The 13,913-nt window shown below is 33.3% G+C and carries 14 protein-coding genes; 11 read left to right on the forward strand and 3 right to left on the reverse strand.

The genetic code is table 11. From position 1 onward, the window contains the following. Nucleotides 1-50: 50 nt before the first annotated feature. Complete coding sequence (locus tag ACZ0AH_RS20985) at nucleotides 51-1,028, reverse strand: pyruvate dehydrogenase complex E1 component subunit beta (protein WP_463477698.1); 978 nt, start codon at nucleotides 1,026-1,028, stop codon at nucleotides 51-53. 491 nt (nucleotides 1,029-1,519) lie between these two features. Between ACZ0AH_RS20985 and ACZ0AH_RS20990 the strand changes: the two genes are divergently transcribed. The 4 genes from ACZ0AH_RS20990 (at nucleotide 1,520) to ACZ0AH_RS21005 (ending at nucleotide 5,081) form a co-directional block, all read left to right on the forward strand. After that, a complete protein-coding gene (locus tag ACZ0AH_RS20990) occupies nucleotides 1,520-2,266 on the forward strand; it encodes an electron transfer flavoprotein subunit beta/FixA family protein (protein WP_209573165.1) in 747 nt (248 codons plus the stop codon). Nucleotides 2,267-2,352: 86 nt separating this feature from the next. Next, complete coding sequence (locus ACZ0AH_RS20995; RefSeq protein ID WP_463477699.1) at nucleotides 2,353-3,321, forward strand: electron transfer flavoprotein subunit alpha/FixB family protein; 969 nt, start codon at nucleotides 2,353-2,355, stop codon at nucleotides 3,319-3,321. Between the two features lie 166 nt (nucleotides 3,322-3,487). Then, complete coding sequence (locus ACZ0AH_RS21000; RefSeq protein ID WP_059114911.1) at nucleotides 3,488-4,111, forward strand: bifunctional nuclease family protein; 624 nt, start codon at nucleotides 3,488-3,490, stop codon at nucleotides 4,109-4,111. A 118-nt stretch (nucleotides 4,112-4,229) separates the two neighbouring features. Continuing rightward, nucleotides 4,230-5,081, forward strand: coding sequence for a thymidylate synthase (locus tag ACZ0AH_RS21005; protein WP_078006304.1), 852 nt, complete (start codon nucleotides 4,230-4,232; stop codon nucleotides 5,079-5,081). Between the two features lie 40 nt (nucleotides 5,082-5,121). On the opposite strand, the gene ACZ0AH_RS21010 is transcribed toward ACZ0AH_RS21005, so the two are convergent. After that, on the reverse strand, nucleotides 5,122-5,418 hold the full coding sequence (locus ACZ0AH_RS21010) for an isoamylase early set domain-containing protein (RefSeq protein ID WP_463477700.1): 297 nt from the start codon (nucleotides 5,416-5,418) through the stop codon (nucleotides 5,122-5,124). A gap of 238 nt (nucleotides 5,419-5,656) precedes the next feature. Here ACZ0AH_RS21010 and ACZ0AH_RS21015 point away from each other — a divergent pair, with 238 nt between their 5' ends. The 4 genes from ACZ0AH_RS21015 (at nucleotide 5,657) to porT (ending at nucleotide 8,502) form a co-directional block, all read left to right on the forward strand. Then, entirely contained in the window at nucleotides 5,657-6,001 is a 345-nt protein-coding gene (locus tag ACZ0AH_RS21015; protein ID WP_463477702.1) for a 2TM domain-containing protein, read from the forward strand. A 12-nt stretch (nucleotides 6,002-6,013) separates the two neighbouring features. Further along, nucleotides 6,014-6,496, forward strand: coding sequence for a dihydrofolate reductase (locus ACZ0AH_RS21020; protein WP_463477703.1), 483 nt, complete (start codon nucleotides 6,014-6,016; stop codon nucleotides 6,494-6,496). 565 nt (nucleotides 6,497-7,061) lie between these two features. Next, nucleotides 7,062-7,793: a bifunctional demethylmenaquinone methyltransferase/2-methoxy-6-polyprenyl-1,4-benzoquinol methylase UbiE gene (gene ubiE, locus ACZ0AH_RS21025; protein ID WP_463477704.1), complete on the forward strand. Its 732-nt coding sequence runs from the start codon at nucleotides 7,062-7,064 to the stop codon at nucleotides 7,791-7,793. A 1-nt stretch (nucleotide 7,794) separates the two neighbouring features. Beyond that, entirely contained in the window at nucleotides 7,795-8,502 is a 708-nt protein-coding gene (gene porT / locus ACZ0AH_RS21030; RefSeq protein ID WP_463477705.1) for a type IX secretion/gliding motility protein PorT/SprT, read from the forward strand. Between the two features lie 9 nt (nucleotides 8,503-8,511). On the opposite strand, the gene ACZ0AH_RS21035 is transcribed toward porT, so the two are convergent. Then, nucleotides 8,512-9,240 (reverse strand): TrmH family RNA methyltransferase, encoded by a 729-nt coding sequence (locus tag ACZ0AH_RS21035; protein ID WP_463477706.1) that lies wholly within the window; start codon nucleotides 9,238-9,240, stop codon nucleotides 8,512-8,514. Nucleotides 9,241-9,277: 37 nt separating this feature from the next. Here ACZ0AH_RS21035 and tamL point away from each other — a divergent pair, with 37 nt between their 5' ends. From tamL to accD, 3 genes are all read left to right on the forward strand, one after another. Beyond that, nucleotides 9,278-11,851, forward strand: a complete 2,574-nt coding sequence (tamL, locus tag ACZ0AH_RS21040) for a translocation and assembly module lipoprotein TamL (protein ID WP_463477707.1) — start codon at nucleotides 9,278-9,280, stop codon at nucleotides 11,849-11,851. A 60-nt stretch (nucleotides 11,852-11,911) separates the two neighbouring features. After that, nucleotides 11,912-12,979 carry a class II fructose-bisphosphate aldolase gene (fbaA, locus tag ACZ0AH_RS21045; RefSeq protein WP_463477708.1) on the forward strand — a complete coding sequence of 356 codons (1,068 nt, stop codon included), beginning with the start codon at nucleotides 11,912-11,914 and terminating at the stop codon, nucleotides 12,977-12,979. 76 nt (nucleotides 12,980-13,055) lie between these two features. Then, nucleotides 13,056-13,910: an acetyl-CoA carboxylase, carboxyltransferase subunit beta gene (gene accD / locus ACZ0AH_RS21050; protein ID WP_029271807.1), complete on the forward strand. Its 855-nt coding sequence runs from the start codon at nucleotides 13,056-13,058 to the stop codon at nucleotides 13,908-13,910. The last annotated feature ends 3 nt before the right edge of the window (nucleotides 13,911-13,913 follow it).

Consider the following 13,913-nt stretch of genomic DNA (forward strand, 5'->3'; position numbering starts at 1 on the left):
CTTCATCAATTAATATGACTGATGAAGTTTTATAAGTATTGTTTAATTTACTATTTGTACATTACTTTCTTTACTGCTTTTACTACATCAGCTGCATTTGGCAACCAGTCTTTTAGTAAAACAGGAGAGTAAGGTGCTGGTGTATCAGCAGTTGTAATACGTTGTATTGGAGCATCCAGGAAATCGAATGCTTGTTCCTGAACGATATATGTAATCTCTGATGAAACACTTGCAAATGGCCAAGCTTCTTCTAAGATTACTAAACGGTTTGTTTTTTTAACAGAAGCAAGAATAGTGTCTTTATCCATTGGACGAACTGTTCTTAAATCGATAATTTCACATGAAATACCTTCTTTTTCTAATTCATCAGCAGCAATAAAAGCTTCTTTGATGATTTTACCAAAAGAAACGATTGTCACATCTTTTCCTTCACGTTTAATATCTGCAACTCCAATTGGAATTGTGTATTCTCCGTCCGGCACTTCACCTTTATCACCATACATTTGCTCAGATTCCATAAAAATTACAGGATCATTATCACGAATTGCAGATTTTAAAAGTCCTTTTGCATCATAAGGAGTTGAAGGAACGATAACTTTAAGTCCCGGAGTGTTAGCAAACCAGTTCTCTAAAGCCTGAGAGTGTGTAGCTCCTAATTGACCTGCAGAAGCAGTTGGTCCACGAAAAACGATAGGCACATTAAATTGACCTCCTGTCATTTGACGCATTTTAGCAGCATTATTTATAATTTGATCAATACCTACTAAACAGAAGTTGAATGTCATATACTCCACAATAGGACGACAGCCGTTCATAGCTGATCCTACTGCAATTCCTGTAAAACCAAGCTCAGCAATTGGAGTATCGATTACTCTTTTTTCGCCAAACTCAGCAAGCATTCCTTTTGAAGCTTTGTAAGCTCCGTTATATTCTGCAACTTCTTCGCCCATTAAATATATGGATTCATCGTGACGCATTTCTTCGCTCATCGCTTCGCAAATGGCCTCTCTAAATTGTATTGTTCTCATATTTATATTGTATGTTGAATTTTCTGAAGAGCAAAAATAAATATTTTAAATAACTTAAAAGCATAAATTGGATTTAAAATCACATGAACTTCCTTCCTGCTTTTGGTTTTAACTTTAAAAAAATTATTGCCGCACTTACGAAATCGATATAATAACCTTATTTCTTTCGCAGATGCATTTTTCAAACAAACTCAACTCTATTTGTAAAATTCTGATTTTTTAAAATTCAATTTTAAAAACGTAACAATTCAAAAACTAGTATAAATTAACCATAAGTTTAACAGTTGTTCAAACTTGCTGCATTGCAAAATTCCTAAGAATCCGCAGAAATGAGTACACTTTCGTTTCTGTATTCCGATGAAAGACTTGCAAAATTTCACAATCTGCGAAATCGTAATAGTTTTTAAAAAATATTATGCACGCATAGTATATTATTCCGATTTTAATTTCTAAATTTGTCAGGGAATATTATAAATATAAAATATATACTTATGAAAATATTAGTTTGCATCAGCCATGTGCCTGATACTACTTCAAAAATTAACTTCTCCAATGGTGATTCAGAATTCGATACCAATGGTGTACAATATGTAATTAATCCTAATGACGAGTTTGGTTTAACACGTGCGATTTGGTTTCAGGAACAACAAGGTGCAACTGTAACTGTTGTGAATGTTGGAGGTCCGGATACTGAGCCAACTTTGCGTAAAGCATTGGCAATTGGTGCAAATGAAGCTATTCGTGTAAATGCAAATCCAACCGATGGTTTTTTTGTTGCAAAACAACTTGCTGAAGTAATTAAAAACGGAGGTTACGATCTTGTAATTGCAGGAAAAGAATCTTTAGATTACAATGGAGGAATGGTTCCGGGAATGATTGCAGGAATTTTAGGTTCTAACTTTTTAAATTCTTGTACTTCTTTGACTGTTGACGGAAATAATGTAAAAGCAGTTCGTGAAATCGACGGTGGAAAAGAAACTGTAAGCACTACTTTACCCTTAATTATTGGCGGTCAAAAAGGTCTTGTTGAAGAAAAAGACCTTCGTATCCCGAATATGAGAGGAATTATGACTGCAAGAACTAAAGCCCTGACTATTCTTGAGCCAGTTGACGCTCCGGTAAATACAAAAGCAGTAAAATTTGAAAAACCAGCTCCAAAATCAGCAGTAAAATTAATTTCTCCTGATAATTTAGATGAGTTAATCAATTTATTACACAACGAAGCAAAAGTAATCTAGTAATCAAGTTTTCAGTCGCAGTTTTCAGCTCTTAGTTTACAACTTGAAACCTGAAACCTGAAACTTAACCTCAAAATAAAAACATCATGTCAATATTAATATATGCAGAATCTGCAGAAGGAAAATTTAAAAAAGTTGCTTTTGAATTAGCTTCTTACGCTAAAAAAGTAGCAGAATCATTAGGAACTACCGTTACCGCTTTAACAGTAAACGCTGGCGATGTAAGCGAATTATCAAAATACGGAGTTGATAAAGTATTAAAAGTAAACAACGATAAATTAGCAGGTTTTACCGCTAAAGCTTACGCCGATGTGATCAAACAAGCTGCTGAAAAAGAAGGAACAAAAGTAGTTTTACTTTCTTCGACTACAGATAGTATTTATCTTTCATCATTAGTTGCAGTAGCTTTAAATGCTGGTTTTGCTTCTAACGTTGTTGGATTACCAATAAGCACTTCGCCTTTTCAGGTAAAAAGAAATGCTTTCTCAAACAAAGCTTTCAATATTACAGAAATCAATACAGATGTAAAAGTTCTTGGTTTGGCTAAAAACTCTTACGGAATTTTTGAAAGTGCAGGATCTGCAACCGAAGAAGATTTTAACCCAACTATTGGAGACAATGATTTTGGTGTAAAAGTAGAATCTGTAGAAAAAGTAAGCGGAAAAGTTTCTATCGCTGATGCGGATGTTGTAGTTTCTGGCGGACGCGGATTGAAAGGTCCTGAAAACTGGGGATTAGTTGAAGATTTAGCGGCTGTTTTAGGAGCTGCAACTGCATGTTCTAAACCTGTTTCTGACTTAGGATGGAGACCTCACAGCGAACACGTTGGACAAACAGGAAAACCGGTTGCAACAAACTTATATATTGCAATAGGAATTTCCGGAGCTATTCAGCATATCGCGGGTATTAACTCATCAAAAGTAAAAGTAGTTATCAATAGTGATCCAGAAGCTCCTTTCTTTAAAGTGGCTGATTATGGTATCGTTGGAGATGCTTTTGAAATCGTTCCTAAGTTAACAGAGAAATTAAAAGCTTTCAAAGCACAACATTCTTAATTTAAGAAATTCTCTATAAAAATATAGCTGCCTAAAAATAAGATAATCGTATCTTTGCTTTAGGTGGCTTTTTTGTTCCATATTTTTTGATTAAAATTGCACCTTTATTTTTCAATCAAAAAAAGTATTAAAATGCGGCGATAATTGCCCTTTTTTACCCACATATATGAGTCTAGTAAAATTATCCATAAAAGGAATATCATACAGCCAAACTCAAAATGGCGCTTATGCCTTGATTTTGAATGAAGTTGATGGCGAAAGAAAATTGCCTATTGTAATTGGTGCATTTGAAGCCCAATCGATTGCTATTGCCTTAGAAAAAGAGATTAAACCTCCGCGTCCGTTAACGCATGATTTATTCAAAAACTTCGCTGAAAGATTTGATATAGTCGTAAAACAAGTTATTATTCACAAACTTGTTGACGGTGTTTTTTATTCAAGCCTGATTTGCGAAAGAGACAAAATCGAAGAAATTATTGATGCGAGAACTTCTGATGCAATTGCATTGGCATTACGTTTTAATGCTCCAATTTTCACTTATAAAAACATCCTGGACAAAGCTGGTATTTATTTAAAATCAAATACTGCAGAAACCGATCAGGGTTCTCAGGAAATTGATGACGTACTTTCGAACCCGGAAACTTTTGGGCACGAGGAAGAAACAAATCAATCCGGAGATGTATATGCGAAACATAGTTTACAGGAACTAAATGAACTTTTAGATCAGGCAGTTTCTCAGGAAGATTATGAAAAAGCAGCAAAAATTAGAGACGAAATCTCGAAAAGATAATTTTAAGGCTGTAAGCCATAAGCTTTAGGCAGTAAGCTTAAAGCACAAAACATAAAAAAACAAGCCATAAGTAATTAGGGAAAAGCCTAAAGCTTATAGCCTAAAGCTTAAAGCAATCATGAAACAATACTTAGATTTAGTAAAACATGTTTTAGAAAACGGCAACCAAAAAGGTGACCGAACAGGAACCGGGACAAAGAGTGTTTTTGGCTATCAGATGCGTTTTGATTTAAGTGAAGGTTTCCCAATGGTTACGACCAAAAAATTACACTTAAAATCTATCATTTACGAATTACTTTGGTTCTTAAAAGGTGATACCAATATTAAATATCTTCAGGAAAACGGAGTGAAAATCTGGGATGCCTGGGCTGATTCTAATGGCGATCTTGGCCCTGTTTACGGACATCAATGGAGAAATTGGAATAGCGAAGAAATTGATCAGATTTCTGAATTGATTACAGAACTAAAAACAAACCCAAATAGCAGAAGAATGTTGGTTTCTGCATGGAATCCATCGGTTTTGCCGGATACTAAAAAATCATTTGAAGAGAATGTTGCTAATAATAAAGCTGCATTACCTCCTTGTCATGCTTTTTTTCAGTTTTATGTAACAAGTCCTGATCCTGAAAAAGGAGAGACTAAAGGAAAATTATCTTGTCAATTATACCAACGAAGTGCTGATATATTTTTAGGAGTTCCTTTTAATATTGCTTCGTACGCATTATTGACGATGATGATTGCTCAGGTCTGCGATTTAGAATATGGTGAATTTATTCACACTTTTGGAGATGCGCATATTTATAACAACCATTTTGAGCAGTTAGAATTGCAACTTACACGTGAACCAAAACCATTACCAAAAATGATTTTAAATCCAGAGATTAAAAACATTTTCGATTTTGATTATAACGATTTTACGCTGCTTGATTATGAACCACACGCGGGAATAAAAGGAAGTGTTGCTGTATAAAAGTATAAAAAAATCCGCTTAAAATTTTAAGCGGATTTTTTTATACTACTAAAACACTATTTTCACTTCCTGCAAAGTCGTTCCATTTATACCAATCGGCTTCAGGATCGTTTACATAACTTCCGTCAATTACGTATTTAAATTCGTAAATTGCATCTTTAACTAAGTCATAGGTAGCTTTAAAAGTTCCGTTTTTTAACTTACTCAAAGTTCCTTCTTCAATATTCCAGTTGTTAAAATCGCCAACAACAGCTGCTGAACTTGCATCTTTAGCATCTACAGAAAATGTTACTTTACAAACTGGCTTCGTTTTGATAAATTGTTTCTTTAAAGACATAACTATTTAGTTTTTAGATTCATACATCTAAATTACACAAATAAGACTGAACATTCAATACACATTTATCCGATTTGCGATAATATCAAAAAGAGAATATTTTTTTAACCATATCAATAATTTAAAGCAGGTTAAATTTTGTAATTCAAATTCTTAACTCATTTTAAAACAAATATTATGTCCCCAAAATAGTGTGTTTTCAAAATAAATTTTAACTTTATAATCTCATTTATATCTCATGGAAAAAGAAGTGCACGAACAATATGAATACGCCCGAAGAAGACTTAGACAAAAGAAAATCCTGTATTTTCATTTTGTACTTTTTCTTTTAGGAAGTTTATTTGTATTTATTGCAAACAGGTTTTTTGGTTTTGGTGCTAATATGGATCAAAACTGGTGTATTTGGGCCATAACGATATGGTTCTTTCTGTTTATTCTGCACTTTATAAAAGTTTATATTACGGACAGATTCATGAATAAAAAATGGGAAAGAGAACAAATTGACAGACTTGTTGCTTTGCAGCAAAAAAGAATCAGTCAATTAGAATCGAGAGTAAATGAGGATAATGAAAATAAAATTTAGTTTCAGGATACCATGATTATAATGATAGCGGCTGTAGCCGAAAATAATGCGCTTGGAAAAAACAATGAATTGGTTTGGCATTTGCCAAATGATTTCAAAAGATTCAAGGAACTTACGACCAATCATCACATTATTATGGGAAGAAAAACTTTTGAAAGTTTCCCTAAACCATTACCGAACAGAGTTCATGTTGTGATTACCCGCCAGAAAGATTATAATCCGGAAGGCTGTATCGTAGTTGACAGTATAGAAAAAGCGATTGGAGTATGTCCTGAAAATGAGGATTCGTACATTATTGGCGGAGGCGAAATCTATACTTTAGGTTTGCCTTTTGCAGATATTATTGAAATTACCAAAGTACATCATACATTTGATGCAGATGCTTTTTTTCCAAAAATTAAAGAAAACGAATGGCTGCTTGTAGAATCTGAAGAAAATTTTAAGGATGAGAAACATCTTTATGATTATACTTACGAAACCTACATTAGGAAATAAAAAAAACACCCTCTTTTGGAGGATGTTTTCTAAAACGATTGATTTTTAGATCTGACTTTTCAGGAAATAATTTTGGTAAAAAAATCACAAATGTTAAAAACATTTGAAATAACTGAATAACATTTAATGTTAATTTGAGACGAGTCTCAAAAAGCGCCTTTAATAACAAATACCACTAAGATATTAAAGGCAAGAAAATTAAAATTTCCAAAAACAAATTTAATCCTAAGAACGTATTTCGCACTTTTAAAATAGTATATTCCCCAAGAACAATACTTTCAAAACTACTTACCTGAACAAATGAATTACCAGTGCAAAAAAAGTAACCATCTGATTAAGTCATTTTATAACTATCAATCATTAAAATTTTATCATTTTTACTTCAACAAAAGTGGTCATAAAATGTGCATTCCACAATACCCACTTTTAGTGATTTTTTTAAAATACCCACTTTTGGTGATACTCCAAAACAGATGTCATACAGAAATCTAAAACATTTGATTTACAAATAAAAAAACTCAATTACAGTTAACCTATATTGTTTATATTTGCGTAAATAAAAAAAATGTCTGAAAAAATAACTCCATATAAAGACTCTTCTTTAGGCAAGAAAGAGCAGGTTGCCCAAATGTTTGACAACATCTCTGGGAACTACGACAATTTAAACCGTGTAATTTCATTTGGGATTGATGTTAAATGGCGAAAAAAAGTATTAAAAATTGTTTCGGATACAAAACCTAAAATCATTCTTGATATTGCAACCGGAACTGGTGATCTGGCTATTTTAATGGCACAAACAAATGCCGAAAAAATAATTGGCCTTGATATTTCTGCAGGAATGCTTGAAGTTGGAAAAAAGAAAGTTGAAGAAAAAAAACTATCTAATGTTATTGATTTAGTTTTGGGCGATTCTGAGAACATTCCTTATGAGGACAATTATTTTGATGCGATAACAGTTGGTTTTGGTGTTAGAAATTTTGAACATTTAGAAAAAGGATTTGCAGAAATCTTACGCGTTTTAAAACCAAATGGCGTTTTTGTGATTTTAGAAACTTCGGTTCCGGATAAAACACCTTATAAACAAGGATATAAATTTTACAGCAAAAACATACTTCCGATTATCGGAAAATTGTTTTCTAAAGACAATTCGGCTTATGGTTATTTGTCTGAATCTGCTGCAGCTTTTCCTTATGGAGAAGCCTTAAACAATATTTTGAGAAAAATTGGGTTTATAGATGTTGTGGCCATGCCTCAAACATTTGGCGTTGCAACAATTTATTCTGCATCTAAAAAATAGTATGAAAAAAACTGTAATCTTAATTTTATTAGTCCTAACGACGAAAGGATATTCGCAATTTGCTAAAAGCATGTTTAGCAAAGATCCTATTATCAACCTCGAAAACTGGCAAAAACAACGCCTGTATTTTGGATATTTTTTAGGTTTTAACAGCTTTGACTTTAAGTTTGACTATAAAAATGTTGTTAATCAAGACATTCAGGTAAAAAGAACGACAGGTTTTAATGTTGGTGTTGTGGCCGATTTAAGATTACAGGAATATATCAATCTACGTTTTGAACCGGGATTATACTACACGAAACGTGATTTGTATTATCCGAATTTCACTTCAGAAAGGGATTATTTTAGAGAGGTAAACAGTACTTATATCCATTTTCCTCTGTTATTGAAATTTTCATCTTTGCGTACCGGAAACATTCGCCCGTATTTAGTAGGCGGAATGTCAACTACATTGAATTTATCAAGTAATTCTAAATCGCTGGACGATAACTCAGAAGGAAAATTCAGGGTAAAACCCTGGACTGCAGCTTACGAACTTGGTTTTGGAATTGATATTTTCTCTGAATATTTTATTTTCTCTCCTTCTATCAGAGGAATGTTTGGTATTACAGATGAATTAATTCGAGACAAAGATCCTAATAGTCCGTGGACAGGAAATATTGATTCTATGAAATCCAGAGCGATTTTAATTAATTTTACTTTCCACTAAAACAAAAACCTAACTATTTCGTTTAAATTCACTCAGAACAATAGCTGTTGCGGTAGCTACATTTAAACTTTCGGTTTTTTGTAGTTCCCCAAATCTTGGAATTGTGAGTCGGCTTGTAACTAATTTTTCAATTTCTGCTGAAATACCATTGGCTTCATTACCCATAATAATGATTCCGTTTTGTGGCAAAGCAGTTTGATAAATATTGTCTCCGTCCATAAAAGTTCCAAAAACAGCAAGTTTTGTTTGGTTTATAAAGGTTTTCAAATCAACATAATTGACATTTACTCTGGCAATAGAACCCATTGTAGCCTGCACTACTTTTGGATTGTAAATATCAACTGTTTCTTTAGAGCAAATAATTTGTTTGATTCCAAACCAATCACAAAGACGCAAAATTGTTCCTAAATTTCCGGGATCGCGAATATCATCTAACGCAAGGATTAAACCTGTGTTGATTATTTTATTTTCGGCAGGAATTTTGAAGACTGCTAAACAGGAATTCGGGGTCGATAAAGCACTTATTTTTTTAAGTTCTTGTTCATTAATAAGAGTTCGTTTTGAAGACTGAACAGCTTTAAAATCGTTTAGAATGGTGTATAAATGCTCTAATTCAAAATTGGATTGCAACAATTCTTGAATTACTTTTACTCCTTCGGCAAAAAATAATTGATTAGCAAAACGTTGCTTTTTTTGATGTAAACCTGAGATAAGTTTTATTTGGTTTTTACTAACCATAAAATAATGTACTTTTGAATTAAATATTTAAGAACACTTGAAAAATAATTCCACAAAAATAATAGCATTTATTCTAATAGCAATACTTATTTGTGCTTGTAATGCTGTAAAAAGAGTTCCCGATGGAAAAAATCTTCTTGTAAAAAATAATATTCTTGTAAACGGAAAGGCTACAAATGATGAAACTGCTGCAAATCAAATGTATCAAAAACCAAATGGTACTTTATTAGGTTTTAAATTACGTCTTAACTTATACAATTTAGCGAATTTAAATCCGGATTCTACGTATCAGGCAAAATTTAAAAATCATCCTGGTTTATACGAACGTCAATCCAAAATATTATCGGCAAAACAAGTAGATCGGCTTGGACAGTCATTTTTATACAAAGGTATTCACGAATTCTTAAAAAGCACCGGTGAACCGCCTGTTATTATTGATACAGCAAAAACAAAAAAATCATTATTGCGTTTAAAATTCTATTATTTTAATAATGGTTATTTTAACGTTGCAACAGATTATACGATTGATAGTATTGCACGAAAAAAGGCTAAAATAAACTACAACATTACAACCGGACCCGCTTATATTTTAGATTCTATCAGAACAAATATTATGACTCCGGCATTAGATTCATTGTATAAAACAAATAATGAAGCTTCTTTTTTAAAATCTGGAAATCAATACAAAACAGCTGATTTTGAAGAAGAAAAAAATCGGTTAACGACTTATTTCAGAAATCGCGGGGCTTACTTTTTCCAGCCTACTTATGTGACTTTTGATATTGATACTATTGGAAAAAAAAACAAAGCCGATGTAACTTTAATCATCAACAACAATAATATTCAGGAAAGGGATTCGAGCAGAACAGAACCTTTTAAATTGTATAAAATTAGCGATGTAAACATTTATACTGATTATTCTGCTGCGAATGCGAAAAAGAAAGTTGCCGACAGTACAACTTACAACAACTTTAATTTGTACAGTTACAAAAAACTAAGATACAAACCGCGCGCTATAACGGATGCGATTTTTATTACGAAGGGAAATTATTTTTCTGATACCAGAACGACACTTTCTTCCCGTTATTTAAACAATTTGAAAATCTTTAATTATCCTTCGATCCAATATGAAGTCGATAAACGAGATTCGACGGCACAGTCCCTAATCGCAAATGTGTATTTAACGCCAAGAAAGAAATATAGTTTTGGCGCAACGCTGGATTTAACACATTCTAATATTCAGGATTTTGGAATTGGAGCGAGTATTTCTGAAACTATCCGAAATGTTTTTAATCGTGCTGAAACTTTAGAGGTTTCGACCCGATTGAATATTGGTTCTTCAAAAGACATGGCCAATCCAAACAATAATTTCTTTAATGTTTCGGAATATGGTGTTGATTTGAAACTGAATTTCCCAAGAATTTTAATGCCTTTTGGAACAGAAAAAATCATTCCGAAAAGTATGATTCCTTCCACTTCTATCTCCGGTGGTTTTTCTAAACAGCGTAATATTGGTTTGGATAAAGAAAATTTTACTGGCGGAATTTCGTATAACTGGTCGCCAAAACGCCATAATACGGTAAAGCTGGATTTACTTAACGCACAATTCGTACGCAACTTAAATCCTAATAATTATTTTAACGTTTATACTTCATCTTATGATGAATTAAACGGCATAGGAAAAAATTACAATCTTAAACCCGAAAACTGGGGAGAAGATCAAGCGGAACAAGATAACAAAAACTTAACGATACCTAAAGGAACCACAGGATTTACCAATGATGTTTTAACTAATCAAACAGCATTAAAACCTGGAGATCCTCAATACAAAGATGTGGAAAGTATTGAAGAAAGAAGAGTTCGTCTGACCGAGAATGATTTTATTCTGGCTACAAGTTACACTTTTACTAAAACCACAAAAAAAGATCTTCCTGACAATACTTTTTATCAATTTAAAACGAAAATAGAATCTGCAGGTAGTTTATTATCTGCTATTTCGGGTGTAGCAAATTTGCCTAAAAATGCAAATGGCAACTATGAAATATTCAATTTAGAATATTCTGAATACATAAAAACCGAATTTGATTATATCAAACACTGGGATTTTGGAAAAGAAAAAGTATTAGCTGTCAGAAGCTTTTTTGGAATCGCAATTCCGTTTGGGAATTCAAATTATATTCCGTTTTCACGCAGTTATTATTCCGGAGGTTCAAATGATAATCGTGCCTGGCAGCCATATGCCTTAGGTCCGGGAAGTACAAATGCCGTAAACGACTTTAATGAGGCCAATATGAAAATTGCCATGAGTGCAGAATTTCGTTTTAAAGTTTTTGGTGATGTTAAAGGAGCTTTGTTTGCAGATGCCGGAAATATCTGGAATGTACTCGATAATGTGATCGATGAGAAGGCAAAATTCTCTGGCGTAAACGATTTAGCTGAAATTGCTTTGGGAACAGGATTTGGTTTACGATACGATTTAAGCTTTTTTGTAATTCGTTTAGATTTGGGCTTCAAGACCTATAATCCGGCGCATGAGAAGGGAGACCGTTGGTTTAAAGAATACAATTTTGGGCACTCGGTTTTAAATTTTGGAATAAATTATCCTTTCTAATGCTAATTAATTCTTATTTTTGCAACCTAAAAACTAAAAACAACTATAAAAAAAATTACAATGGCACACAATATTAAACCAGGAGTAGCTACAGGAGATCAGGTTCAGGAGATTTTTAATTATGCAAAAGAAAAAGGATTTGCTTTACCAGCAGTAAATGTTACGGGGTCTAGCACAATCAATGGAGTTCTTGAAACTGCAGCGAAACTAAATGCGCCAGTTATCATTCAATTTTCAAACGGAGGAGCACAATTTAACGCTGGAAAAGGATTATCTAACGCAGGTGAAAAAGCAGCAATCGCTGGTGGAATCGCCGGAGCATTACATATCCACACTTTAGCAGAAGCATACGGTGCAACAGTAATTTTACATACTGACCACTGTGCAAAAAAATTATTACCTTGGATTGATGGTTTGTTAGATGCATCTGAAAAACATTTTGCAGAAACAGGAAAACCATTATTCAGTTCTCATATGATCGATTTGTCTGAGGAGCCAATCGAAGAAAACATCGAGATCTGTAAAGAATATTTGGCCAGAATGAGCAAAATGGGAATGACATTAGAAATCGAACTTGGTATTACAGGTGGTGAAGAAGATGGTGTTGACAACTCTGATGTTGATAGCTCAAAATTATACACACAGCCAGAAGAAGTAGCTTATGCTTACGAAGAATTATCTAAAGTAAGTCCTAAATTTACAATTGCAGCTGCTTTTGGAAACGTTCACGGTGTTTACAAACCAGGAAACGTAAAATTGACTCCAAAAATCTTAAAAAATTCTCAGGATTTCGTTCAAAACAAATTCAAAACTGGTCCAAACCCGGTAGATTTCGTTTTCCACGGAGGTTCAGGTTCTACACTTGAAGAAATCAGAGAAGGAATTAGCTACGGAGTTATCAAAATGAACATTGATACTGATTTACAATTTGCATATACTGAAGGAATTCGTGATTATATGGTTAAAAATATTGACTATTTAAAAACACAAATTGGTAACCCGGAAGGTTCTGAAGTTCCTAACAAAAAATATTATGACCCAAGAAAATGGGTTCGTGAGAGCGAAGTGACATTCAATACAAGACTTGAGCAAGCTTTTGCAGATTTAAATAATGTGAATACACTATAAGTAAAAGTTTAAAGTTTCAGGTTTCAAGTTTTAGCAACTTTAAACTTTAAACCTGAAACAAAAAAAACAAAAAAATATGGCTTGGTTTAAAAGACACGAAAAAGGGATTACGACTGCTACTGAAGATAAGATGGACGTTCCGAAAGGATTGTGGTACAAATCTCCTACTGGAAAAATTATTGACGCTGACGAATTAGCCAGAAACTTATTTGTTAGTCCTGAAGATGATTTTCACGTTCGAATTGGAAGCGCAACCTATTTTGAAATTTTATTCGACAATAATGAATTTGTTGAATTGGATAAAAACATGACATCAAAAGATCCTTTGCATTTTGTTGATACAAAAAAATATGCAGAAAGATTGAAAGATGTAATGGAGAAAACTCACCTGAAAGACGCTGTGCGTACAGGAGTGGGAAAATCGAAAGGAAAAGAACTTGTAATTTGCTGTATGGATTTTGCCTTTATTGGTGGATCTATGGGAGCGGTTGTTGGAGAAAAAATCGCCAGAGGTATTGATCACGCGATCAAAAACAAATTGCCTTTTGTAATGATTTCTAAATCTGGTGGAGCACGTATGATGGAAGCTGCTTATTCGTTAATGCAATTAGCAAAAACATCTGTAAAACTGGCTCAACTAGCTGAAGCTAAATTACCTTATATTTCACTTTGTACGGATCCTACAACCGGAGGAACAACTGCATCATATGCAATGTTAGGAGATATTAATATTTCTGAGCCAGGCGCTTTGATTGGTTTTGCCGGTCCTCGTGTTGTTCGTGACACTACCGGTAAAGATTTACCAGAAGGTTTTCAAACTGCTGAGTTTCTTTTAGAGCATGGTTTCCTTGACTTTATCACGCCAAGAAAAGAATTGAAAGATAAGATCAACTTATACATCGATTTGATTCAAAATAATACAATTAGATAGTTT

This window comes from Flavobacterium sp. AC105 (assembly GCF_979258495.1).